This window comes from Streptomyces sp. YIM 130001 (assembly GCF_003574445.1).
Classification (GTDB): Bacteria; Actinomycetota; Actinomycetes; order Streptomycetales; family Streptomycetaceae; genus Streptomyces.
Genome location: NZ_KZ984575.1, coordinates 40028 through 61664 on the forward strand (window position 1 = coordinate 40028; position 21637 = coordinate 61664).

Below are 21637 nucleotides of genomic sequence, written 5' to 3' on the forward strand. Positions count from 1 at the left end.
GGGTTTGAGCTCGGTTCGCGGCGGTTCGATCACGCTCGGCACGCTACGTCACCCTCGATGCACGAAGGGTCACCCACAGGAGTGCAACTGAGTCATCGTGCGCGGTCAGACGGGCGCGGGCTGACGCACGCCGACCCGGGTCCGGGTCGAGACGAGCTGCCCCTCCTGGGGGTACGCGTGCCAGGTGCGCCAGAGCACCTGCTCCTCGAGCCGCTGCGCGAGCAGGGCGGTGAACGCGTACGGGCTGCCGGGGAACACCCCGACGATCCCGTTGGGGTGGTCGGCGACCAGCGCGATCAACTCCTGGGCGCGGCCCGCGAACGAGGCCGTCGACAGGGTCTCGACGCGCGCCGCGAACTCGTACTCGCAGGCGCCCACCCGCTTGGCCACACCGAGCGGGAGCGGGGTGCTGCTGCCCGGGATGCAGGCGACCGTCTCCGAGCAGGTGCCCTGCTCCTGATCGAGCAGGACCTGATGGGAGGCCCCGAGGAGCCTCAACTGGATCGTGGCACCCGACAGTTGGAGGTCGAGCACAGCGAGCGCGGGCAGCGGCTCACGGCCGAGCGCCCACGCGAGATCGTCCGCACGTGTATCGGTGTAGGAGGTCCTGAGGGTCGTGAGCATGGGTCGGCTCCGCAAGGATCACGCAGTGAAAGTTGAGCCGGTCCGACCCAGGGCCTGAAACAAGCCCTGGTCCGGGGCCAGGGGCTCACCGGCTGTCCGCCCGCGAATCGTCCGAGGGCTGCGTTGACGGATAGAGCGAATCATGGACAGGGCCGCTGACACAGGGCTTTTGCCCAATTACGCAGAGTTTCCATCCCCAGGGGGCTGCCCAGTTCACCTGTTCTCCACCCTCCAACCATGCCCGGGGCAAAGGCCGTTCGCGGCACGCCCGGGACGATCGGGTTTCAGCCACCGCCTCCGCAGCCGCCACCGCCGCCGCCACCGCACGAGGAGCCGCCCCCGCACGAGGCGCCTGAGCCGCCGTCCGAAGAGCCGCCGGAGCCCGAGTCGAACCATCCGGCGTTCTCTCCGCCCGCCTGGGGGACGTACCCGCCGCCCGCCGCACCGCCGGCGGCCCAGGTGCTGTGCCGGTTACGGGTCCGCCGGCCGCCGCCGCCCGCCGGACGCGGCTTCCCGTCCTTGCGTGCGGCCAGGACGACGGCCAGCAGGACGGCCGCCGTCAGCACGCCGGTCGTGATGAATGCTCCGGTGTCGGTCATGCGTCGCCCCCGTGGTCAGTAGTCCGTGAATCTCGATCCGTGGTCCGTACTCCGTGGTCCGTACTCCGTGGTCCCTGTGCCGTGTTCCGTGCTGTTCGGTGTTCCGTGTTCGGTTCCGGCGCAAGCGCCTGCGCCGAGGCGTCAACTACTGCCCCCGCCGCACGAGGAACCGCCTCCGCCGAGGCCTCCGCCGCCGCCCCAGCCACTGCTCCGATTACGGCCGCGGCGAGACCGCGAACCCGAGCCGCCGAGCACGAGGGCGCCGACGAGCACCGCGACCACCACGACGACTGCGATGACGACCATAAAGACCGCGCCACCCACCATGCGTGCCTCCTTTGTCCGCTCCGTACTACGTCCTTCTGCTGCTGCCCGTCTCTACCACTGCTCACGACGTACTGCTACGGCCCGCCTCCACAGCCCGCCACCGGCTCCCCGAAACGGTCGCCCGCCGGCGCCGTGCCGCGGCGTACCCGTAGCGGCGTACTCAGTACAGGACGGGCCCGGACGCGGATTCGGTTCTCCACCACGCCCGCACGGCCCGGTCCCCGCACAGGGGGGCGGTCACCCGCCCCCACCACCGCCACCGCCACCTCCGCAGCCACCCCCGCCACCGCCACCGCCACCGCCACACGACGACCCACCACCGCACGACGATCCCCCGCCGCACGAAGACCCATCGCCGCCCCAGCCGCCACCGCCACCGGCACCGGCCCAACCGCTGTTCCGGCTACGGCGGTTGTGGCGCACCGAACCGTGGCTGCTGCCGGACTTGATCGCCGCCCCGAACCCGACCACGATCAGTACGAGCAGGGCGCCGATCCCGAGACCGACTCCGAAGAACTCCATGCCTTCCCCCGTCCCTTCGCCTCCGTTTTGTTCCGTGCCGTTGCGTGCTGTTCCGTTCGGATCCCCGCCCCGGGCCGGAGTAAAGCAGGAGTTGAGGAACTCGAGAGGTTCGGCGCAGGATGGCGGCCATGACCTCCACCGAACGCCGCCCGCTCCTGAACCGCCGGCTCGCCGAGTTCGGCACGACGATCTTCGCCGAGATGTCGGCGCTCGCCGTGAAGACCGGTGCGATCAACCTGGGACAGGGCTTCCCCGACACCGACGGACCCGAGTCCGTACGCGAGGCGGCGGTACGGGCCCTGCGGGACGGCCGCGGCAACCAGTACCCGCCGGGCCCCGGCATCCCGGAGCTGCGCGAGGCCGTCGCGGAGCACCAGGCCAAGCGGTACGCGCTGACCTACGACCCGGACCGCGAGGTCCTCGTCACGGCCGGCGCCACGGAGGCACTCGCGGCATCGCTCCTCGCGCTCGTCGAACCCGGCGACGAGGTCATCGCCCTCGAGCCGTACTACGACTCGTACGCGGCGAGCATCGCCCTGGCCGGCGGCACCCGCGTCCCCGTCACCCTGCGGCCCACCACCGCCGAGGACGACAGCGATGGACCGCGCTTCCGGCTCGACCTCGACGAGCTGCGCGACGCCGTCACCGACCGCACCCGGCTCCTCCTCCTCAACACCCCGCACAACCCGACCGGCACCGTGCTGACCCGCGACGAGCTCGCCGCGATCGCCGAACTGGCCGTGGAACGCGACCTGTTGGTCGTCACCGACGAGGTCTACGAGCACCTGGTCTTCGACGGCGAACACATCCCACTCGCCTCGTTCCCCGGGATGCGCGAGCGGACCGTCACCATCTCCTCCGCCGGCAAGACCTTCTCCTTCACCGGCTGGAAGGTCGGCTGGGTCACCGCGACACCCGAGCTCGTCACCGCGGTCCGCTCCGCCAAGCAGTTCCTGACGTTCGTCTCCGCGGGCCCCTTCCAGTACGCCGTGGCCGAAGCGCTCGCGCTGCCGGACTCGTACTTCCACGATCTGCGCGAGGACCTGCGCGCCAAGCGCGATCTGCTCGCCGCCGGCCTCACCGACGCCGGCTTCGGCGTGCACCGTGCGCAGGGCACGTACTTCATCACCACCGACATCCGCCCGCTCGGCGAGAGCGACGGCTTCGCCTTCTGCCGCTCACTGCCCGAGCGCGCGGGCGTCGTCGCCGTCCCCAACGCGGTCTTCTACGACCACAAGGACGCCGGCGCCCCCTTCGTCCGCTTCGCCTTCTGCAAACGCGAGCACGTCCTCACCGAGGCAGTCACCCGCCTCGCGGGACTGCGCTGAGGGCCCTCGACATCAGCGCGTGCCGCCCTCGTCCGGGAGGGGGAGCTCATCGAGGTCGAGCGTGCAGGTGCGGCCGTCAGGCAGCGCGACAGGGGTCCACGACCAAGTAGACGGGGATGCCGTACCGGCCGTACTTCGCCGTGCAGTCGTCGTAGTCCGTGCGGACGAGGTGGAGACGACCTCAGGGATCAACAGGACGTCCGCAAAGCTGTACCGCTTGCCCTCCCGGCGGGCGTCCTCGCGAAGAATAGCCAGGTCAGGGGCAGAGTTCTCATCGGCTGGGAAGTCGATGTACACGTCGGAGACGACCTTCGCGTGGCGGCCGAGAGCAGCGGCGGAATCGATCTGCAGCGACCGGATCGTGCTCGAGTGCTCTTCGCTCCGCGGCGTCATGATCACCTTCCGTCGGCACCGAACAGGACGGTGTACCCCGCGGGGAACTCGGTGTGCATGATCGCGTCAACGCTCATCGACGACTCCTTCCCGTGGGTCGTCAGGAGATACGGCGGAGCCGACCACAGCACCGGTCGCGGCGGAGGTTCCGCCGGATTCCCGCCGGGTGAGGAGGCCACAGTGCACCGCACGGCGAAAGCCCGGCGCCCGTAGGTCGCCGCTGTGGGGCGACCGACCGGGGCCGGGCTCTCGGGCCGAGCGTGGCCGGGATTCAGCTGTCGGAATCGTCGTCTTCCGGCTTCTCCGCCGAGTCGACCTCTTCGACCAGGCCGAGGTGCTCCACCAGCCAGCGGTCGAACTCGATCGCCGCGCGCACCCAGCTGACCGTCGAGGACACGAAGTGCTCGAGGCTGACGCCGGTGCCGATGAGCATCTGCGTCTCACCGATGACGCGGACAGTGGTGGGGCCGCCCTCTTCCTCGTGGGTGTGGCTGTAGACCTTGGGCCACAGGGTGCGGCGGTTCCAGTCGTCGATCGCGTCGAGGATCTGCGGCTTGGACTCGATGGCGTGCGGCCGGTCGTAGAACGTACGCACCGAGAAGACCTGCTGGTCGCCCTCGCCACGGAACATGAAGTACGTACGGAAGTTCTCCCACGGCGCCGCGAGGTCGCCCTCGTCGTCGACGACGTGCTTGAGCTCCATCTGGTCCAGGAGCTGCTTGACCAGGTCCTGGTCGGGCACGATCGGGCCCGCCGGTGCGTCGCCGCCCGGCTGCGGCTCGGGCTGCTGGCCCCCGAAGTTCGGAATCGAGGACGGGTCGATAGTCATTCCTGGTACTCCTGAGTATTGCGCGTAGGTGCTCGGGAACTCGGACGTTTGCCCGGACGTATGCAATCTGCTGCTTCGACCCTAGTCGCGGTGACGGGGCGCCCGTCCACCCGCCAGGGTGACAGCCCCGGCCGTGATGGCCGGGACTGTGCGCCGGGTACCCGCTAAGCGGACTCCGGTACCTCCTGCGGTCCCGCGTCCTGTCCCTCGTCCGGCACCTCGTGCACCGAGGCGCGGCCCACCAGAAGGCCGTCGCCCGCGACGTCCACCCGGACGGTGTCGCCGTCGGCGATCTCGCCGGAGAGGATCTCCCGCGCGAGACTGTCGCCGATCGCCGTCTGCACCAGGCGGCGCAGCGGCCGCGCTCCGTACGCCGGGTCGTTGCCCTCCTCGGCGAGCCAGGCCAGGGCGGCCGGACTGACGTCGAGGGTGAGACGGCGCTCGGCGAGGCGCTTCGCGAGCCGTCCGATCTGCAGGGCCGCGATCCGGCTCAGTTCATCCGTGTCGAGGGCCGAGAAGACGACCAGGTCGTCGAGCCGGTTCAGGAACTCCGGCTTGAACGAGGCCCGGACGACCTTCAGGACCTGCTCCTTCTTCTCCTCCGGCGAGGTGCCCTGGTCGACCAGGTACTGACTGCCCAGGTTGGAGGTGAGGACCAGGATGGTGTTGCGGAAGTCGACCGTGCGGCCCTGGCCGTCGGTGAGCCGGCCGTCGTCGAGCACCTGCAGCAGGACGTCGAAGACCTCCGGGTGCGCCTTCTCCACCTCGTCGAGCAGCACCACGGAGTACGGGCGCCTGCGCACCGCCTCGGTGAGCTGGCCGCCCTCCTCGTACCCGACATAGCCGGGCGGAGCACCGACCAGGCGGGCGACGCTGTGCTTCTCGCCGTACTCCGACATGTCGATACGGACCATCGCCCGCTCGTCGTCGAAGAGGAAGTCGGCGAGTGCCTTGGCCAGTTCGGTCTTGCCGACACCCGTGGGGCCGAGGAACAGGAACGAACCGGTCGGCCGGTCCGGGTCCGCGACCCCCGCACGGGTACGCCGCACCGCGTCGGACACGGCCCGTACGGCCTCGCTCTGGCCGATCAGACGGCGGCCGAGCTCGTCCTCCATGCGCAGCAGCTTCTGCGTCTCGCCCTCGAGGAGCCGCCCCGCCGGGATGCCGGTCCAGGCGCCGACCACGTCGGCGATGTCGTCGGGGCCGACCTCGTCCTTGACCATGGTGTCCTTCGCGACCTCCTCCTCGACGGCCGCGGCCTCCTCCAACTCCCGTTCCAGGCCCGGGATCTCGCCGTAGAGCAGCTTGGACGCGGTGTCGAAGTCGCCGTCGCGCTGGGCGCGTTCGGCCTGGCCGCGCAGGCTGTCGAGCTTCTCCTTGAGCTCACCGACCCGGTTCAGGGACGTCTTCTCCTTGTCCCAGCGGGCGGTCAGTCCGCGCAGCTCCTCCTCCTTGTCGGCGAGGTCGCGGCGCAGTTTGTCGAGGCGCTGCTTGCTGGCCGGGTCGGTCTCCTTGCCGAGCGCCAACTCCTCCATCCGCAACCGGTCGACGGCGCGCTGGAGTTCGTCGATCTCGAGGGGCGAGGAGTCGATCTCCATGCGAAGCCGTGACGCGGCCTCGTCGACCAGGTCGATGGCCTTGTCGGGCAGGAAGCGGGAGGTGATGTACCGGTCGGAGAGTGCGGCCGCGGCGACCAGGGCGGAGTCCGCGATCTGCACCTTGTGGTGCGCCTCGTAGCGTCCCTTGAGACCGCGCAGGATCGCGATGGAGTCCTCGACGGACGGCTCGGCGACCAGCACCTGCTGGAAGCGGCGCTCCAGGGCCGGGTCCTTCTCGATCCGTTCGCGGTACTCGTCGAGCGTGGTCGCGCCGACCATCCGCAGCTCGCCGCGGGCCAGCATCGGCTTGAGCATGTTCCCCGCGTCCATCGCGGAGTCGCCGCCGGCGCCCGCACCGACGACGGTGTGCAGCTCGTCGATGAACGTGACGATCTGCCCGTCGCTCTCCTTGATCTCGGACAGGACGGTCTTCAGGCGCTCCTCGAACTCGCCGCGGTACTTCGCGCCCGCGACCATCGCGCCGAGGTCCAGCGACACGAGCCGCTTGTCGCGCAGCGACTCGGGCACGTCGCCCTTGACGATGCGCTGGGCGAGGCCTTCGACGACGGCGGTCTTGCCGACGCCGGGCTCGCCGATCAGCACCGGGTTGTTCTTGGTGCGGCGGGACAGCACCTGCACGACACGGCGGATCTCCTGGTCCCGGCCGATCACCGGGTCCAGCTTGCCCTCGCGGGCCGCGGCGGTGAAGTCCGTACCGAACTTCTCGAGGGCCTTGTACTGGCCCTCCGGGTCGGGTGTGGTCACCCGTCGGCCTCCCCTGATCGACTCGAATGCGGTGAGCAGCTTCTCGGAGCTCGCGCCCTGCTTGGAGAGTACGTCGCCGCATCGGCCGCCCTTCGCGGCGATACCGATGAGCAGGTGCTCGGTGGACAGGTACTCGTCGCCGAGGTCCTTGGCGCGTGCGGCGGCGTCACTGACGACGGCGAGCAGCTCGCGGTTCGGCTGCGGGGGCGCCACCGTGGAGCCGGTGACGGTGGGCAGGGCCGCGAGCAGGTGCTCCGCACCGGCGCGTACGGCCGCCTGGTCCGCTTCGACCGCGGCGAGCAGGTCGGTGATGTTCTCGTTGTCCTCGCCCTCGAGGAGGGCGAGGAGCAGGTGCGCGGGGGTCAGGTCCGGGTGTCCTGCGGACACGGCCCGGTCGGTGGCCGCTTTGACCGCGTCCCGGCTGCGATGGGTGAACTCGGCGTCCACGGGTGCGTACTCCTCCTTGCGGCCCTGGACAGGGCGGTCGATGACGGTCTCGGGGCGGCCCGCGCGAGGTGTTCCGTCCCCCGCCTGAGGCTGACCCGATCAACGTGTACAAAGTTGAGTCTACTGCACTCAAGTACGAACGGGCGAGCCGATCGGGCAAGGGATTACGGGGTTCGTGGGCCGGCGACGAGGGCGGGCCGGAGGGGCGTCCTCGCCCAAGGAGTAGGTTCCGGGACATGGCCACAGATCCGCGGAACCCGTCCGCGTCCTACCTCAGCTTCTGGCGCGAGAAGCACGTCTGCACGTTGACCACGCTCCGCCCGGACGGCACTCCGCACGTGGCTCCGGTGGGCGTCACCTACGACCCCGACGCCGGCCTGGCCCGCGTCATCACCAGCAGGTCGAGCCGTAAGACCGTCAACATCCTCGCCGCCGGGCAGGACGGCGCCCCGGTCGCCGTCTGCCAGGTCGCGGGCAGGTACTGGGCGACGCTCGAGGGCCGCGCCACGGTCCGCACGGAACCGGACCGGGTCGCCGACGCGGAGGCCCGCTACGCCGAGCGCTACGGCCGGCAGCCGCGGGTGAACCCGGAGCGGGTGGTCCTGGAGATTGCGCTCACCCGGGCCCTCGGCCGGGTCTGAGCCGAAACCGGCCGGGAAACGCACAGCGGCGCCACCGTGTTCAGGTCCACGATGGCGCCGCTGTCGGGGGAAGTGCCTGGGCGGTCTGTAACGACGGGGGAACCGCCTCAGGCACTGCGGGGGGTGGCGGGGATCGGTTCGGGCTCGACCAGTTCATGGTCGCGCTGGTCGAGATTCACAAAGATCATTCCGTACCGCACGGCGCACCGTACGGGCTGCGGAGCGCCCCGGGGGCGGCGCAGGCAGCGAAAGGCGCGGACGTCGTCGCCGTCCTCGTCCCGGGCGACGACCACCGGCTCACCGAACAGGGTGACCATCAACGAATCGCCACGGTGGGGGATTGCCGTGACGAGGTCGATGAAATGCCACCCGGACCGGTAGGCAGACGCCATCTCCCGCCGAAAGCTGGGGTCGTCCGGCGGGGTCGTCATGTGTTCACGCCCGCCGGCGCGCTGTCCCAACTCGGGTCGGGAACTGCGGCGGGCACGAGTTCCGTTTGCGGGTCACCGGCGGCCGCAGCAATCGTCGCCGGCGCGAAGTCCCAGCTGGGATCCTCCAACTGGCCGACAACGCCCAATGCGGCAGCAGCGATGAAGGAAACACCGACCACTGCGCGTATCAGTCTCTTGGTCATCACCGAGCAACCTCACTTGAAGATGTCTCTGCCCACCCCCGTGGCTAAAACCATGGCCCAGACTCCCCCCTTGCACCACCATGGCCAGGCATCATGTTCCTGGCATGCAGGAGCCTGGGGGTGGACATATGGAGAAAAAAGCACAGCAGACGGGACACCCTCATTCGCACACGGAGCTGTGCGAAGCAGGGGCCGAGCTCTATGCGAGCGCGCTCCGAACCGGCCGGATTGCGCGATCGGAGCTGGATTCCGCACCCTGCCTGATCGACTTGGCACTTCTGCACCCTGATCCGGACGACGCGCAGTGGCTGCGACCGGTTCCCCCGTCGGCCGCGCTCGCCCAGCTTCTCCAGCCGATCGAGCGCGACATCCAGGAGCGCCGGCGGCTGACCGTGGCCCTCTCCGACGCCTTTGAGCCATTCATGGCCATCAGTGCGCTGGACCCACCGACCACTCACGCGATCACCGTCCTCGAGGGGCTCGGCCTGATCAACGCCACACTGGACCGTGTAGTGGCCGGATGCAGAAGCGAACTCCTCACCGTTCAACCCGGTGGTGGCCGAAGCGCGCCGGCCGTCAATCAGGGCCTGGGGCGCGTACTTCCCCTGCTCGGCCGCGGCATCAAGATGCGCACTCTGTACCAACACACCGCGCGGCGAACCGAGTTGACATTGGACTACCTGGAGCGGGTGGGTCCCGAGGTCGAGGTCCGCACCCTCGAGGAAATCATCGACCGGCTGATCATCGTCGACCGTGAGGTCGCGTTCATCCCGGCCAGACGCGACCGTCAAGTGGCCCTGGAACTGCGGCACCCGGGGCTCGTGCACTATCTGGTGGGCGTCTTCGACCAGTTCTGGCAAGTGGCCGTCCCGATCAGCGATGAGGTCCCGTACAACTTCAAGGCAGACGGAATAACGGGCGTGCAACGCTCCATCGCCCGGCTCCTCGTCGAAGGACACGTCGACGAAGCCATCGCGAGGCGACTCGGGATGAACGTGCGCACCTGTCGAGGCCACATCGCCAAGCTCGCGGCTTCCCTGGGCAGTGGGAGCCGTGCCCAACTGGGCTACCTCATAGCCCGGTCGGGGATTCTGGACCAGGAGCGCTGACGTACGGCAGCGTGTCGAGTCCTGCCTCCGCGATCCGGACACCGAGCTGCGTACGGCTCGAACTGCCCAACACGTCAGCCAGTTTGGCGATGTGGTGCCGACACGTCCGGACGTTCACTCCCAGGCGTTCGGCCACCTCGGTGTCTGTGAGTCCTTCGGCGAGCAGCGAGGCGATGACCCGCTCCCGGTGGGTGATGCCCTCGACTTCACTGCGATCCGACAACCGATCGTCGAGGGGCAGTGCCGTACGCCAGAAGCATTCGAAGACCGCGTAGAGATAGTCGACCAGCGCGGGGATCCGGATCTCGAGTGCGACGGTGCGATCCGGCACCGCGGCCACGTAGGCCACGCTGCGGTCGAACATGACGAGCCGTTCCGGAACGACGTCGAGCGTACGGATCTCGACAGTCGGCCCCACCAGGTCGAGGTAGGCCTGCAGCCCCATACCGTGGCGCGCCACATGCGTGTACAGGCTCCGCACCCGCAATCCTCGTCCGGCCAGGTCCTGCACCAGCGGCAGCGCTCGGGAGAGGTGAAACTCGGAACGTATGCCCCCGGGCTGAATCCCGGCGTGCTCAGTGGTGCACTTCGCGCTTTCCTCGTCGATGAGGCCCTGGATGTAGTCCTTGCCCTCGACGGCCCGGACGCCACCGCCGGCCGGAAGCTCCGCGACCTGCAGCGCCGCGAACCGCTCGGCGGCCGCGGCGACCGAAGTCATCCGCTCCTGGGTGAGGGCAGTCTGGTCGCGAATACCGTGAAGCAGCCCGGCCAGCACTTCGCCGGGCCTGGCCGGTAGCAACCACTCCAAGTCGGTGGGATCCGCCTGGAGAAGCCCGAGCTCGAAAAGACAACCCGCGTCTTCGGCTTCCGGCCTGGCGATGCCACCGACCCGAAGCGCACGCGCATAGACGCGCTCCCCCGCCTCGCACAGATCCTCGGGCCCGTGCGGATGCGGTCCGTACTCCCCCGGGCTGCGTAGAACCACGGCCATACCCCCCAGCTTTTTCACTGCGCCGCAATCGCCCGGGAGAGCCGCACACGGGCGCCACGGACCCACGACGATCCGCATTATTCCTAATGCAAACCCGCCAAGCACAGCAGAAACCCGAAAGGCGGCCGTCCGGTCGGCCTCACAGTCCAGGGCCGGCCCGCGCAGTGAATTGGCGGCAAGACGCCAACCCCGCACCGATCTCTAGGAAGTTACCGAGACATCTGGTTTCGTGACGGTAAGGGCTGCTTCGGTACGAACCGCGGACTTTCCCCCGGTCCGCCCGGCCAAGCGCCGTACCGGAGCAGCCCTGTCCGCGCACCGGGACCGAGATGTCCCGAACGGCTCACCCGCCGGCGTCCCGCCGCGCGGCCTCGACCTCCGCGCCGAGTGCGTACCCGAGCGCGAAGCGGCTCGTACAGCCGTGGTCGGCCATCAGGTACTGCACCCGCCGCTGCACCGTGCGCTTGCTCAACGCCAGGGCCCTGGCGATCCGTTCGTCGCACCAGCCCCGGGCCAGCAGCTCCACCAGCGCCACGGCGTCGTCGTGCCGCGACGCCGGCGGTGGATCCCCGCGCCTGTCACCCACCCCGAGCACCCCCGCCCTCGGCAGTATCCGCGCGCACCACGATGCCCCGTGCACGGACCGCCCCACCAGCGCCAGCTTCTGCCGCGCCAGGAAAATGACGGTGCGTCAAAACGTCAGAAAAGTGAGTGGGCCAGGGCAAAGCGAACGGGCCGGGGCGGGAGAGTGTGAACTCTCCCGCCCCGGCCCGTTCAGAACCAGAGAGAGCGACCAGGCGTCTACTCCGGCTTCCGCTTCGGCCGCCACACCACCAACGCGCTGGTCTGCTGGGCCTGTTGGTAGGGGACCAGGTCGCGGCGGTACGAGGCGTGGACCTGGGCCTCGCGCTGCTGCATGGCCGCCGCTGCGCCCTCGACCGCGGCCGCGAGCTCGGCGACGCGCGACTGCAGCGCGGCGACCTGGTTCTCCAGCTCGATGATGCGCTTGATGCCCGCCAGATTGATGCCCTCGTCCTGCGACAACTCCTGCACCTGGCGGAGCAGTTCGATGTCACGGGCCGAGTAGCGCCGGCCTCGTCCCGCCGTACGGTCCGGCGAGACCAGGCCGAGGCGGTCGTACTGCCGCAGGGTCTGCGGATGGAGTCCGGACAGCTGGGCCGCCACCGAGATGACGTACACCGGAGAATCGTCTGTCAACTGGTACGGGTTACGACGACGCCCTGGTCCGTCCATCGCCGTCACGCTCCCTTCGCGGCCTTGAACAATTCTGCCCGCGGATCCTCACCCGCAGTCGTCTTGCGGTACGCCTCGAGCGCGGACTTCGCGTCCCCCTCGAGATCCTTGGGAACGCTCACCTCGACGGTGACCAGGAGGTCGCCGCGAGTGCCGTCCTTGCGGACCGCGCCCTTGCCGCGAGCCCGCATCGTACGACCGCCCGGCGTGCCGGCCGGCAGCTTCAGCGTGACCGGCGGACCGCCGAGAGTCGGCACCTTGATCTCGCCGCCGAGCGCGGCCTCGGTGAACAGGACCGGGACGGTGACGGTCAGGTTGTCGCCCTTGCGCCCGAAGACCGGGTGCGGGTCGACGTGCACGACCACATACAGATCGCCGCCGGGACCGCCGCGCTCGCCCGGCGCACCCTTGCCCCGAAGGCGGATGCGCTGGCCGTTCGAGACGCCGGCCGGGATGCGGACCTGCATCGTCCGGGACGACTTGGCGCGCCCCGAGCCCTTGCAGACCTCGCAGGCGTCCTGGGCGATCAGACCGCGGCCCTTGCAGTCCACACACGGATCGGTGAGCGAGAACCCGCCACCGCCGCCGCGCGAGACCTGACCGGTGCCGACGCAGGTCGGGCACACCCTGGGCGTGCCGTTCTTGTCGCCGGTGCCCGAACAGGCCTTGCAGGGCTGCTGGCTGGACATCCTGAGCGGCACGGTCGCACCGTCCACCGCCTCGGTGAAGCTGAGCGTCACCTCGGACTCGATGTCCTGCCCGCGCCGCGGCTGCGTACGCGGACCGCCCTGCGCACCACGGTTGAAGAGCCCGCCGAAGACGTCGCCGAGCCCGCCGCCGAAGCCGCCGGGACCACCTGCACCGCCCGCCGTACCGCCCTGCGGACCTCCCTGGGGGCCGCCTCCGAAGAGGTCGCCCAGGTCGAAGTTGAACGAACCGCCGCCCGCGCCCGGCCCCGGGCGGAAACCGCCGTTGCCGAAGAGCGAGCGTGCTTCGTCGTACTCCTTGCGCTTCTTGGGGTCGCCGAGGATGTCGTTCGCCTCGGAGATCTCCTTGAAGCGGTCCTCCGCCTTGGTGTTGCCCTTGTTGGCGTCCGGGTGGTTCTCGCGGGCGAGCTTGCGGTAGGCCTTCTTGATCTCGGCCTCGGTCGCGTCCTTGGGGACGCCGAGAACCTTGTAATAGTCCTTCTCGATGAAGTCCTTCGTACTCATCCCCGGCGTCCCTCCTTCCCGCTGTCTGCTGCGTCAGCCCTCGTCCGGGCCACCGCTGTCCTTCTCCGGGGCGTCCTCGCCGTCTCCGGCCACGCTCGCCTCGTCGCCTTCGCCTCCCTTGACCGTCTGGGCACCCGGCTGCGGCTCCGCCACCGCCACCCGCGCGGGGCGGATGGTGCGCTCGCCGAACCGGTAACCCGGCTGCAGGATCGCCACGCAGGTCGTCTCGGTGACGTCCGGTGCGTAACTGTGCATCAGGGCCTCGTGGATCGTCGGGTCGAAGGGCTCGCCCTCCTTGCCGAACTGCTGCAGGCCCATCTTGGCGACGACCGTCTCGAGCGATTCGGCGACGGACTTGAAGCCGCCGGTCAGCTCGTCGTGTTCGCGCGCCCGGCCGACGTCGTCGAGCACCGGGAGGAGTTCGGCCAGGAGGTTCGCCACGGCGATCTCCTTGACCGCGACCCGGTCGCGCTCGACCCGACGGCGGTAGTTCTGGTACTCGGCCTGCAGCCGCTGGAGATCGGCGGTGCGCTCGCCGAGGGCGGTACGCACCTGGTCCAGCTGTGCCGTCAGGGCCACGGACTCATTGGTCGCGTCCCCGGCCGGGGCCGCCGCCCCCTCCTCGGGGGAGGGAGAGGCGGCCTTCGGCTCGGTGGCGTCGGGGGTGTCGGCGCCGCCGGAGGGGACGTCGGGCTGCTCGTCGAAGCCCGGTGTCTCCTCCGTCACGCGGCACCGTCCTTCTTCGGCTTCTCGTCGTCGACGATCTCGGCGTCCACGACGTCGTCCTGCTCGGCGGCCTGCTCGGCGCCCGGCGTGCCCGCGTCCTCCGCACCGGCGTCGGCGCCCGGGGCACCCTGTGCGGCCTGGGCGTCGGCGTACATGGCCTGGCCGAGCTTCTGGGCGACGGCCTGGACCTTCTCGGTGGCGGTGCGGATCTCCGCCGCGTTGTCACCTTCGGCGGACTCGCCCGCGAGCTTCTCCTTGAGCTCCTTGACCGCGTCCTCGACCTCGGTCTTGACCTCGCCGGGGACCTTGTCCTCGTTGTCCTTGAGGAACTTCTCGGTCTGGTAGACGAGCTGCTCGCCCTGGTTGCGCGACTCGGCGGCCTCGCGGCGCTTGGTGTCCTCGTCCGCGTACTGCTCCGCCTCCTGGCGCATGCGGTCGACCTCGTCCTTCGGCAGCGAGGAGCCGCCGGTGACGGTCATCTTCTGCTCCTTGCCCGTGCCCAGGTCCTTCGCGGTCACGTGCATGATGCCGTTGGCGTCGATGTCGAAGGAGACCTCGATCTGCGGGACACCGCGCGGGGCCGGCGGCAGACCGGTCAGCTCGAACATCCCGAGCTTCTTGTTGTACGCCGCGATCTCGCGTTCGCCCTGGTAGACCTGGATCTGGACGGACGGCTGATTGTCCTCGGCGGTCGTGAAGATCTCGGACCGCTTGGTCGGGATCGTCGTGTTCCGCTCGATCAGCTTGGTCATGATGCCGCCCTTGGTCTCGATACCGAGGGACAGCGGGGTCACGTCGAGGAGCAGGACGTCCTTGACCTCACCCTTGAGCACACCGGCCTGCAGGGCGGCGCCGATGGCGACGACCTCGTCCGGGTTGACGCCCTTGTTGGCCTCCTTGCCCTCCGTCAGCTCCTTGACGAGCTCGGCGACGGCGGGCATACGGGTGGAGCCACCGACCAGGACCACGTGGTCGATCTCGGACAGCTGGATGCCGGCGTCCTTGATCACGTTGTGGAAGGGGGTCTTGCAGCGCTCGATCAGGTCCTGCGTGAGCTGCTGGAACTGGGCGCGCGTGAGCTTCTCGTCCAGGTGCAGGGGGCCCTCGGCGGACGCCGTGATGTACGGCAGGTTGATCGTGGTCTCCGTGGAGGAGGACAGCTCGATCTTCGCCTTCTCGGCGGCCTCGCGCAGGCGCTGGAGCGCCATCTTGTCCTTGGAGAGGTCCACGCCGTGGCCGTTGTTGAACTGCTTGACCAGGTAGTCGACGACGCGCTGGTCCCAGTCGTCACCACCGAGGTGGTTGTCGCCGTTGGTGGCCTTCACCTCGACGACGCCGTCGCCGATCTCGAGCAGCGAGACGTCGAAGGTGCCGCCACCGAGGTCGAAGACGAGGATCGTCTGGTCGTCCTTGTCCAGGCCGTAGGCCAGGGCGGCGGACGTCGGCTCGTTGACGATGCGCAGGACGTTGAGGCCCGCGATCTCGCCGGCCTCCTTGGTGGCCTGGCGCTCGGAGTCGTTGAAGTACGCCGGGACGGTGATGACCGCGTCCGCGACCTTCTCGCCGAGGTAGGACTCCGCGTCCCGCTTCAGCTTCTGCAGGATGAAGGCGCTCATCTGCTGCGGGTTGAAGGTCTTGTCGTCGATGTCGACCTTCCAGTCAGTGCCCATGTGGCGCTTGACCGACCGGATGGTCCTGTCGACGTTGGTGACCGCCTGACGCTTCGCGACCTCGCCGACGAGCACCTCACCGTTCTTCGCGAAGGCGACGACGGACGGCGTGGTCCTGGCGCCTTCGGCGTTGGTGATGACGGTGGGCTCGCCGCCCTCCAGAACGCTGACGACGGAGTTAGTCGTGCCCAGGTCGATGCCGACCGCACGTGCCATTTCAATCCTCCAGTGACTTGAGTGGAACTGGCTCAAGGATGCACGAGGGAATCGACGGCGTCAACAGACCTGAGCCGTACCGACTCAACTTTTATCTCGCCCTTACCGGCAAGGCGAACCTGACCTGCGCTTTCTCTCCATCGGCGAGGTCCGCAAAGGTTCGCGAGAGTCCGCGGGCGGCGCCCGCGAGAGTCCGCGAGAGTCCGCGAGAGTCCGTGAGAGTCCGTGAGAGCCACACCGTCCCACCCCGGGCAGGCCTGGCCGACCCCCACCCCTGCTCCGGCCCGCCACCCGAGGCCGCCCCCACCCGCGCCACTCGTTTTGCCTGGTATGTCTGCACAACGAGATTAGACCGATATGCGGCATGGTGGGCCCCCCGAGCCCAGGAGGTCCCGTGGCACCGCCCCTGCTGGCCGTCCTCATGACCAGCCACAACCGTCGAGCCGCCACGCTGTCCGCCCTCGACTCCCTCGCCCGCCAGCGCGGCCTCCCGCCCGGGACCGTCGTACGCGTCCACTTCGTCGACGCGGGCTCCACCGACGGCACCCCCGAAGCGGTCCGCCGCGCCCACCCCGAGGCCGAGGTGATGACCGTCGCCGCCGACGTCTTCTGGGGCCACGGCATGCGCATCGCCAGCCGCAACAGCCGGGCCGCCGGCGCCGCCACCTGGACCCACCAGCTCTGGCTGGGCGACGCGGTGACCCTGGACCCGGACGCGTTGGCCGAACTCCTCGCGCTCGACGGGAAGTTGGGCTCAAGGTCGGTCGTGGTGGGCGCCCTGCGCTCCGCCGACGGCACCCGCACCACATACTCCGGCCGCCGCGGACGGGCCCTCGACCTGGTCGAGCCCACGGACGCACCCGAGCCCTGCGACACGTACAACGGCAAGGTCGTGCTCGTGCCGTACGAGGTCCGGGCCCTGACCGGCGACATCGACGCCGCGTTCCCGCACGGCATGGGCGACTACGACCACGGGCTGCGCGCCCGCAGGGCGGGGGTGCGGGCGTACGTCGCACCCGGCCACCTGGGAGTCTGCGACGGCGGACCGCCGCGCGCCGACTCCAGGGAACCCGGCATCGGCGTGCGCGAGGCCCTGCGCCGCGTCACCTCACCGCGTGAACTCCCGCCGCGCGCCTGGTGGTTGTACTGCCTGCGGCACGGCCGGCCGTGGACCCCGTTCCTGATGCTCGCTCCGTACGCCCGGACGGCACTCCGGGCGGGAGCAGGGCACCGAACGGGCCGGCGGTGACGTGGTGGTGAGCGGGCGTCAGGCGAAGGCGGGGGCCACGGCTGCCCCTTCGGAGTCGCGGTCCTCCCCGACCAGGACCAGCTCGCAGCACAGCAGGCGGCCGGTCGACGGGTCCGTTCCGGCCGGCAGCACGTTCATCAGGCTGAGGCCCAGTTCGCCGCGCGCGAGGGTCAGCGCCTCGTCGAAGTGCAGCCCGTCCGCGCCCCGCAGCATCGACACCCCGGTCTGCAGCCCGGCGATCTCGTCCCGGAACTCGCCCGCGCCGCCGATCACCCGAGTCTCCCGGCCCGGCACGTCGAGCCGCAGGAACACCCGCTCACCCGGCGCGGTGATCTCCTCCCACAGCTCGTCGAGCCGCCGCGGAACGGGGCCGTCGCACGCGCGGGGAGCGTCCGCGCCGTCGTCGGGCTCGTTGCCGAGCGCGTACGGCAGGACGGTCCAGAGGTCGTCGTCGGCCGCGGCGGCGAGGAGTTCGCGGCGCAGGGCCGGCTCCGGTTCGAAGGACACGATGCGTCCGCGGAAGCCGCCCTGCCTCAGGAGCGTCGCGTAAGCACCCACTCCCGCACCCACGTCGACCACGGTGTCGATCTCGAACCGGCGCAGCAGCAGGGCAAGTTCACGGCCGGTCCGGTCGTCCGGGTGCCGTCGCACGTCGTACCCGATCCGCCGCAGCGCCACCCGGGCCCGCCGCGCGATCTCCTGCTGCAGCGCGGCGTAATGAACCCGTCCGGCCGGTACACGTGCGGCGGCGGGTGCGGCGGTGGGCGGCGCCGTCGGCACGGGCGGCGGCTCCAGCGTGCGGAACTGACTCATCGCAGGGGGCCTTTCGACGGGGACGATCCGGACGAGGAGCCGCCACCTGCTCCCCCACGCCCTTCACCGGCACCCGCCTGCGGTGAACGGGCCTGCGGTGTACGGGACTTGAGGTCGGGAAGCTCGGCGGCACGTGCATCGCGGGCGCGGCGGACGACCGGTCTGCGCGGCCGGCCGGTCGCGGCGGGCGTCGAGCGCAGGGCCGCGCGGATGAAGCGCGGGTGGGACCAGAGGAGCCGGCGCCAGTGTTCGCGCGCATCGGACGACGACAGCGCGGGCGCCAGTCGCCGCAGCCGCTCCCGTACGGGACGCTCGACGGGTGCCGAACGACCCGGCCCGTCGGCGGCCACGGAGGCGAAGACCGCGGGCCCGGCCGCGACATACACGGCCGGGTGGCGGCGGGCGAGCAGCGCCGCCTCGTGGTCGCGGTGCGGGGTGTCGAGGGCGACCCAGACGATCTGGGCGCCGGCGGCCCGGATGCGTTCGGCCCGCCGGGAGCGCTCCTCGTCGGTCGGGGGCCGGTGCGGCACGGCCTCGGAACCGACGATCCGCGCCCGCGGACAGCGGGCGCGCAGGACGGCGGTGAGCCGGTCGAGTCCCGTGCTGCTCGACCCGAGCACGTAATGCCGCAGGCCCACGGTCTGGCCGGTGCGGAAGACGTCGAGCAGGAGCCGGGCACCTTCGAGCGGTTCGGCGGGCAGGCCGCGGTCGTGGTGCAGCAGGCGGCTGATCCGGGACACCCCCGGCCCGTCCGGCAGGTTGAGGGTCGCGGTGCGCAGCCGCCGGTGCAGTACGGGATCGGTGTCGGCGAGCGCGAGGGTGTAGGTGTCGCAGAGGTGGACGTCGGCCGCGCCGCCCAGCGCGGCAAGGCGTACCACCGCGGCGGAACCCTCCGCGGGTGTGACCACCGCGAGGGGGATGCCGGAGCAGACCACGGTGGCCGCGGCGACCGAGGGCGACACCCGCGGCCCCGGGCCGAGCCCCGGCCGCCCGCCGGCCGTGCTCACCGGTCCGCCGCCCCGTCACCCGCCCGCGCATCGGGCACGCCGTCACCACCCGGTCCCTGCTGCTGCGCGGGACGGCCCGTGGCAGCGGGAGGTACGACGGGAGCCGGCGGGACCGGCGCGGGCTGCGGCACCCGGGCGGGCTCCGCCACGACCTCCGGAGCACGGCCGGACTCGGCTCGCGACGCGGCGAGGGACTCCGGCACACCCGCCTTGGCACCCGCGCCGAAGACGGCGGCCTCCGCAGCGGCGACCGAGGCCCGTGCGCCGGACGCGACTGCCCCCGAGAAGGCGGCCGAAGCCCCGGTCCCGGAAGCGGCGGCCCCCGGGAAGGCGGCGGAAGCCCCGGAAACAGCAGCGCCCCCGGCCGCCCGCGTGGCCGGCACCCCGCCCGGCGGCCGCGGCGCACGCCGCGGTCCGGTCACCTTCCCGGCAGCGGTCCGCGCTCCGGCACCCCCGCGCGCACCCGTCCTGGTCGCCACCCCTCTCCCGCTCCCCGGCCCCCGCCGCCCGCGCACGCCGTACACCCGCACCCGCAGCAGCGCGAGTACCGCTGCCGCCGTGAGGCAGAGCAAGGGGAGTGCGGCCGACGGGCCGAGGACGTCGCGGTGGATGAGGACACCGACGAGGGAGCTCGCGAACGCGGCCGCCCCGAGCACGACCGCGGCACCCGGCACCGTGAAACCGATCCGCCGCAGCCGGTGCGCGATGTGGTCCGTACCGCCGAGCAGCAGCGGCCGGCCGGCACGCCGCCGGGACGCGACGACGAGCACGGTGTCCGCGGTGACGACGGCGGACACCGCGAACAGGGCGGCCGCGCTGGGCAGTACGTCCCGTCCGGCGTGCACGAGGACCCCGGCCGCGCCGAGTACGAAACCGGTGAAGAGAGCACCGCAGTCCCCGAGGAAGATGCGCGCGGGGTGCCAGTTGAGAGTGAGAAACCCGGCGAGCGACGCGGCGAGCACGACGAGCAGGAGGGTGAGCCCGGACCGGCCTCCGGCCGCCGCGCACAGCGCGAGCCCGAGTGCCGTGACCACGCCGACCGTACCCACCGCGCCGTCCGAATTGTCCAGCAGATTGAAGGCGTTGGTGACGAAGACGATCCAGCCGACGGCCAGGAACCCGGCGGCAGGCGAGAGCCCGCTGCCGAACACCACGGCACACGCGGCCGCGGTCTCGACGACAAGGCGGGGCAGCGGCCCGAGCGGCCGCAGATCGTCGATCAGGCCGAGCAGCGCGACCGCGGCCGCCGCCCAGAGCAGCCGCCGCACGTCGTCGCCGAGTGGTGCGTATCCGGTGCAGCAGACGACGAACGTGCCCCCGGCGACCGCGATCCCGCCGAGATGCGGAGTCGGCCGGGCGTGCACCTTGCGGCCTCCGGGCCGGTCGAGCACCCCGGTCCGCAGGCAGAGCGCGCGGACGCCGCGGGCGAGCACGGCGGTGAGGATTACGGCGGAGAGCACCGCGACGGTTCCGTAGAGCATGATCAAGGGCTGCCGTTCTGTCGCGCTGTCCGGCCATCGCGGCACCCGGATGAATCCGGAGCGCGCATACCGGGCTCGAACCACCCATAAGCTAGTACGGTATGTCCAAAAATGCGGTGAATAACACGATTCAACGCCCAAGAAAAGGCGGCAAAGGCGACACGAGTGACCCCGCGTGGCGGATCGCCGCCGACGAGGGGCGCCGGGGTCGGCCACAGCGGCGGACCCACTGAGGCACACCTCAGCGACACAGATCACCGCCACCCCGACTACAGTGCGCCCCCGGAAATGGGTAGTCTCGGGCGGACTGAATAAGTTACCGCTTAGTAAGTCGCTGAATACCCGCCTGCAGGCCCGAGGAGCCCTCACATGCAACTCGCCGCGATCATCGTGTCGATGGTCCTGATCGTGGTCGGCGTGGCTCTGTTCGCCCGAGCCATCGCGCAGATCTACCGCTTCATGCGGCTCGGTCAGAGCGTCCCGGCCGGTACCCGTACCGATGAACCCGTGCAGCGCACGATCACCGTGGCCAAGGAGTTCCTCGGCCACACCCGGATGAACCGCTGGGGCGTCGTCGGTGTGGCGCACTGGTTCGTCGCAGTGGGCTTCTTCTCGCTGCTCCTGACGATCGTCAACGCCATCGGCCAGCTCTTCAAGGCCGACTGGCTCCTGCCGATCATCGGCGACTGGGCGCCGTACAACGTGTTCGTCGAGTTCCTCGGCACGATGACGGTGCTCGGCATCGCGACCCTGATCGTCATCCGGCAGTTGAGCCGGCCCGACAAGCCGGGACGCAAGTCCCGCTTCGCCGGCTCCAACACCGGCCAGGCGTACTTCGTCGAGGCCGTCATCCTCATCGTCGGCATCTGCATCTTCATGCTGCACGCCCTGGAGGGTGCTCAGCACCACGTGGACGGCTACGAGGCGTCGTTCTTCATCTCGTACCCGGTCGTCTCCTGGCTGGAGGGACTGGATCTCTCCACCCTGCAGACCCTCACGTACCTCTTCGCCGGCGTGAAGATCGCCACCTCCTTCATCTGGATGATCACGGTCGCTCTGAAGACCGACATGGGTGTGGCCTGGCACCGTTTCCTCGCCTTCCCCAACATCTGGTTCAAGCGGGACGCGCAGGGCGGCACCGCGCTCGGCGAGCTGCAGCCGATGACCTCCGGCGGCGAGCCGATCGACTTCACCGACCCCGGC

At 70.4% G+C, this 21637-nt stretch carries 20 protein-coding genes and 1 pseudogene; 5 read left to right on the forward strand and 16 right to left on the reverse strand.

What is annotated here, in order from left to right; translation table 11 throughout:
• Positions 1-105: 105 nt before the first annotated feature.
• On the reverse strand, positions 106-624 hold the full coding sequence (locus DSC45_RS33460; RefSeq protein WP_119295789.1) for a DUF2617 family protein: 519 nt from the start codon (positions 622-624) through the stop codon (positions 106-108).
• A gap of 284 nt (positions 625-908) precedes the next feature.
• Positions 909-1223, reverse strand: a complete 315-nt coding sequence (locus tag DSC45_RS33465) for a hypothetical protein (RefSeq protein WP_119295790.1) — start codon at positions 1221-1223, stop codon at positions 909-911.
• A gap of 968 nt (positions 1224-2191) precedes the next feature.
• On the opposite strand from DSC45_RS33465, the gene DSC45_RS33475 reads away from it, so the two are divergent.
• Positions 2192-3400, forward strand: coding sequence for a pyridoxal phosphate-dependent aminotransferase (locus DSC45_RS33475; protein ID WP_119295792.1), 1209 nt, complete (start codon positions 2192-2194; stop codon positions 3398-3400).
• Positions 3401-3412: 12 nt separating this feature from the next.
• Here the strand turns inward: DSC45_RS33475 and DSC45_RS33480 are convergent, their stop codons facing one another.
• The 3 genes from DSC45_RS33480 to clpB form a co-directional block, all read right to left on the reverse strand.
• Positions 3413-3793, reverse strand: a complete 381-nt coding sequence (locus tag DSC45_RS33480) for a Uma2 family endonuclease (RefSeq protein WP_240434991.1) — start codon at positions 3791-3793, stop codon at positions 3413-3415.
• 271 nt (positions 3794-4064) lie between these two features.
• Positions 4065-4622 carry a YbjN domain-containing protein gene (locus tag DSC45_RS33485; RefSeq protein WP_119295793.1) on the reverse strand — a complete coding sequence of 186 codons (558 nt, stop codon included), beginning with the start codon at positions 4620-4622 and terminating at the stop codon, positions 4065-4067.
• Positions 4623-4786: 164 nt separating this feature from the next.
• Positions 4787-7432 carry an ATP-dependent chaperone ClpB gene (gene clpB / locus DSC45_RS33490; RefSeq protein WP_119295794.1) on the reverse strand — a complete coding sequence of 882 codons (2646 nt, stop codon included), beginning with the start codon at positions 7430-7432 and terminating at the stop codon, positions 4787-4789.
• 236 nt (positions 7433-7668) lie between these two features.
• Between clpB and DSC45_RS33495 the strand changes: the two genes are divergently transcribed.
• Positions 7669-8073 (forward strand): pyridoxamine 5'-phosphate oxidase family protein, encoded by a 405-nt coding sequence (locus DSC45_RS33495; RefSeq protein WP_119295795.1) that lies wholly within the window; start codon positions 7669-7671, stop codon positions 8071-8073.
• 107 nt (positions 8074-8180) lie between these two features.
• Here DSC45_RS33495 and DSC45_RS33500 read toward each other — a convergent pair whose 3' ends face one another.
• On the reverse strand, positions 8181-8504 hold the full coding sequence (locus tag DSC45_RS33500) for a Rieske (2Fe-2S) protein (RefSeq protein WP_119295796.1): 324 nt from the start codon (positions 8502-8504) through the stop codon (positions 8181-8183).
• Entirely contained in the window at positions 8501-8707 is a 207-nt protein-coding gene (locus DSC45_RS35965; RefSeq protein WP_162929418.1) for a hypothetical protein, read from the reverse strand. The genes DSC45_RS33500 and DSC45_RS35965 overlap by 4 nt, the downstream gene beginning before the upstream one ends.
• Positions 8708-8811: 104 nt before the next feature.
• Between DSC45_RS35965 and DSC45_RS33505 the strand changes: the two genes are divergently transcribed.
• A complete protein-coding gene (locus tag DSC45_RS33505) occupies positions 8812-9816 on the forward strand; it encodes a helix-turn-helix transcriptional regulator (protein ID WP_240434992.1) in 1005 nt (334 codons plus the stop codon).
• On the opposite strand, the gene DSC45_RS33510 is transcribed toward DSC45_RS33505, so the two are convergent.
• The 6 genes from DSC45_RS33510 to dnaK all read right to left on the reverse strand — a co-directional run bounded on the left by DSC45_RS33510 (position 9779) and on the right by dnaK (position 15884).
• On the reverse strand, positions 9779-10885 hold the full coding sequence (locus DSC45_RS33510; RefSeq protein WP_240434993.1) for a helix-turn-helix transcriptional regulator: 1107 nt from the start codon (positions 10883-10885) through the stop codon (positions 9779-9781). The genes DSC45_RS33505 and DSC45_RS33510 overlap by 38 nt on opposite strands.
• Positions 10886-11150: 265 nt before the next feature.
• Complete coding sequence (locus tag DSC45_RS33515; RefSeq protein WP_162929419.1) at positions 11151-11393, reverse strand: helix-turn-helix domain-containing protein; 243 nt, start codon at positions 11391-11393, stop codon at positions 11151-11153.
• Between the two features lie 215 nt (positions 11394-11608).
• Positions 11609-12061, reverse strand: a complete 453-nt coding sequence (locus DSC45_RS33520; RefSeq protein ID WP_119295800.1) for a heat shock protein transcriptional repressor HspR — start codon at positions 12059-12061, stop codon at positions 11609-11611.
• A gap of 5 nt (positions 12062-12066) precedes the next feature.
• Positions 12067-13272, reverse strand: a complete 1206-nt coding sequence (dnaJ, locus tag DSC45_RS33525; RefSeq protein WP_119295801.1) for a molecular chaperone DnaJ — start codon at positions 13270-13272, stop codon at positions 12067-12069.
• A 33-nt stretch (positions 13273-13305) separates the two neighbouring features.
• Positions 13306-13998 carry a nucleotide exchange factor GrpE gene (gene grpE / locus DSC45_RS33530; RefSeq protein ID WP_119295802.1) on the reverse strand — a complete coding sequence of 231 codons (693 nt, stop codon included), beginning with the start codon at positions 13996-13998 and terminating at the stop codon, positions 13306-13308.
• Positions 13995-15884 (reverse strand): molecular chaperone DnaK, encoded by a 1890-nt coding sequence (gene dnaK / locus DSC45_RS33535; protein ID WP_119295803.1) that lies wholly within the window; start codon positions 15882-15884, stop codon positions 13995-13997. Before dnaK ends, grpE begins: the two co-directional genes overlap by 4 nt.
• Positions 15885-16305: 421 nt before the next feature.
• On the opposite strand from dnaK, the gene DSC45_RS33540 reads away from it, so the two are divergent.
• A complete protein-coding gene (locus DSC45_RS33540; protein ID WP_240434998.1) occupies positions 16306-17133 on the forward strand; it encodes a glycosyltransferase family 2 protein in 828 nt (275 codons plus the stop codon).
• 18 nt (positions 17134-17151) lie between these two features.
• On the opposite strand, the gene DSC45_RS33545 is transcribed toward DSC45_RS33540, so the two are convergent.
• The 3 genes from DSC45_RS33545 to DSC45_RS36680 are packed head-to-tail and all read right to left on the reverse strand — an operon-like array spanning position 17152 to position 20434.
• On the reverse strand, positions 17152-17946 hold the full coding sequence (locus tag DSC45_RS33545) for an FkbM family methyltransferase (protein WP_119295805.1): 795 nt from the start codon (positions 17944-17946) through the stop codon (positions 17152-17154).
• Entirely contained in the window at positions 17943-18953 is a 1011-nt protein-coding gene (locus tag DSC45_RS33550; protein ID WP_119295806.1) for a WecB/TagA/CpsF family glycosyltransferase, read from the reverse strand. The genes DSC45_RS33545 and DSC45_RS33550 overlap by 4 nt, the downstream gene beginning before the upstream one ends.
• On the reverse strand, positions 18950-20434 hold the full coding sequence (locus DSC45_RS36680; RefSeq protein WP_119295807.1) for an MraY family glycosyltransferase: 1485 nt from the start codon (positions 20432-20434) through the stop codon (positions 18950-18952). The genes DSC45_RS33550 and DSC45_RS36680 overlap by 4 nt, the downstream gene beginning before the upstream one ends.
• A gap of 369 nt (positions 20435-20803) precedes the next feature.
• Here DSC45_RS36680 and DSC45_RS33560 point away from each other — a divergent pair.
• A pseudogene (locus DSC45_RS33560) lies at positions 20804-21637 on the forward strand (Fe-S oxidoreductase); the annotation flags it as partial.